The 2,043-nt window shown below is 32.8% G+C and carries 2 protein-coding genes; one reads left to right on the forward strand and one right to left on the reverse strand.

Annotated features, from left to right (window positions below; translation table 11 throughout):
• Nucleotides 1-52: 52 nt before the first annotated feature.
• Complete coding sequence (locus ACJML3_RS10655) at nt 53-694, forward strand: NYN domain-containing protein (protein ID WP_406023094.1); 642 nt, start codon at nt 53-55, stop codon at nt 692-694.
• Nucleotides 695-1,172: 478 nt separating this feature from the next.
• Here the strand turns inward: ACJML3_RS10655 and ACJML3_RS10660 are convergent.
• Nucleotides 1,173-2,043 (reverse strand): ISAs1 family transposase (locus ACJML3_RS10660; RefSeq protein ID WP_406023096.1); only part of this gene is annotated, 871 nt, incomplete at its 5' end.

Below are 2,043 nucleotides of genomic sequence, written 5' to 3' on the forward strand. Positions count from 1 at the left end.
CTCTCAGAGAAGTGACGAAGTCGAGGTCTTATAGTATATGGAATATTGTTTTATGGACAAAATCAGAACAGCAATTCTTGTAGATGGTGGATTTTATAGAAAAAGAGCAAAATCTTTATGGGGAGAAAAGTCTGCAAAAGAAAGAGCTGATGAGCTTGAATCTTATTGTTATAAACATGTAGCTAATTCATATCTGTACAGAATTTTTTATTATGATTGTCCATGGCTTACAGATAATATTTTTAATCCTATTACAGGAAAGACTGTTAATTTCAGAAAGTCAGACGTATTTAAGTGGACAGAAGCTTTTTATGATGAATTAAAGCATAGAAGAAAGTTTGCTTTACGTATGGGAAGGTTATCTGAAGCTCCTCAGTATGTTTTGAAAGAGGATGTTTTAAAGAAACTCTTTAGAGGAGATAAAAAATTTTCTGAGTTAACTGAAGACGATTTAAGACTAAATGCAAAACAGAAGGGTGTTGATATGCGTATTGGCATTGACATTACTTCCTTGTCTTTAAAAAAACAAGTTGATCAGATTATTCTTATTGCTGGTGATAGTGATTTTGTTCCTGCTGCTAAATTAGCAAGAAGAGAAGGTATTGATTTTGTTCTAGATCCTCTCTGGCATCCTGTCGCAGATGATTTATTTGAGCATATTGATGGATTACAATCATTTAATAAGCCAAGATAAAACAAAGAAGCAAAACAAGATGTTTTGCAAGGTACTGTGACAGCTTAAAATCGTTCTCGGGTGGCAAGGCGCCCGAAAATCGTCTAGCTGAATAGATTTTTAAAATATGGCTGCCATAATCTCTATACTTCATATTCAAATGTATATTTAGCTAATGCTGAAGAACCTAATTAAGAAAAAGCCTCTCAATCTATAATATTTTAAGGAGGTCCTTTAAAATTGATCTTAAAGAAAAAAGTATCAGATATAAAAAAAACTTTTGAAAATCGGGTAGAAGTTACGCATCACTGAATATTTTAAGTTTTAATACTTGATAAACAAGCCAAAGTGATTCAAAAGATGAGACTAAATCAGAAAAAAGTTAAATCGTTCGATATTTTGACTTAAATTGACTAAAAAACATCGACAGATAAAGTCTATAACCTTATCTGTTAATGTCTTGGAAAAGTGAGGATAAATTATTTTTTTCTGTCTGAAATTAAGACTTTTTTCTGCCTTTCATGTTTTGCTTCAGAAGCATGGACAGATTCTGTTTTTCCATCAGAGGTATTAGCTTCTCAAGCATTTTCTCAGGACACTCCTCGTAACGAATTCTTGTTTCTGCCATGCATGAATCATCAAATATAGCTGAAGCGATTCTGTATAAAGCATAGGTAATGTTATTGAATGTAGCCATAACTTTAATGGCATTTTTATCCATGAATGTACACTCATCTTCCTTTAAAAAATCATCCTTCCACCAGTGGTAACCACTTTCAATATGCCAACGGTTATCAATAGTTTCCATAATGAGTTGTGGATTATCAGATGAGGATATAAAGTACTGAGGTTCAGGATTGTAATCGACCTGATCTTTTCTCTTATGAGACACCATTTTTATGAAGGCTTTTGTTCCAGGAAATTCAACTTCAGTAAGTTCATAATCAATAGGAAAAATGTAGTAGTCACAGTCGTTGAATTCTATCTTATTGATAGTGTCTTTATTGCTGTCAAAAGTCTTAACTATGACTTCCTTTAGAGCTGATTGGTTATCTTTAACAGTTACAGTGAAAAGACCACCTTTCTCTAAAATTATGGACATTGTGTCTCTCTGACAGTGTAGTGCATCTGCAGTAACCATAGTGTTTTTTAAAGAATAGAATTTTAGAGCATGCTGAAATGTAGGAATTTCAGAATCCTTGTCATCTAAAGGTATTGATGTTAAGCATAGTTCAGATGATGGATCTAAAATGTTAAAAACATTTACATTACGCTTAGAATTCTTTCGACCAGAGCCATTAAATGTTTTACCATCACCACTTAAAAGCCTTACTTTCTCATCACTGCCTGAGTCTCTATCAACGATTTTT

Origin of the sequence: Succinivibrio sp., assembly GCF_045124615.1 — a bacterium.
GTDB classification, from domain to species: Bacteria; Pseudomonadota; Gammaproteobacteria; order Enterobacterales; family Succinivibrionaceae; genus Succinivibrio; species Succinivibrio faecicola.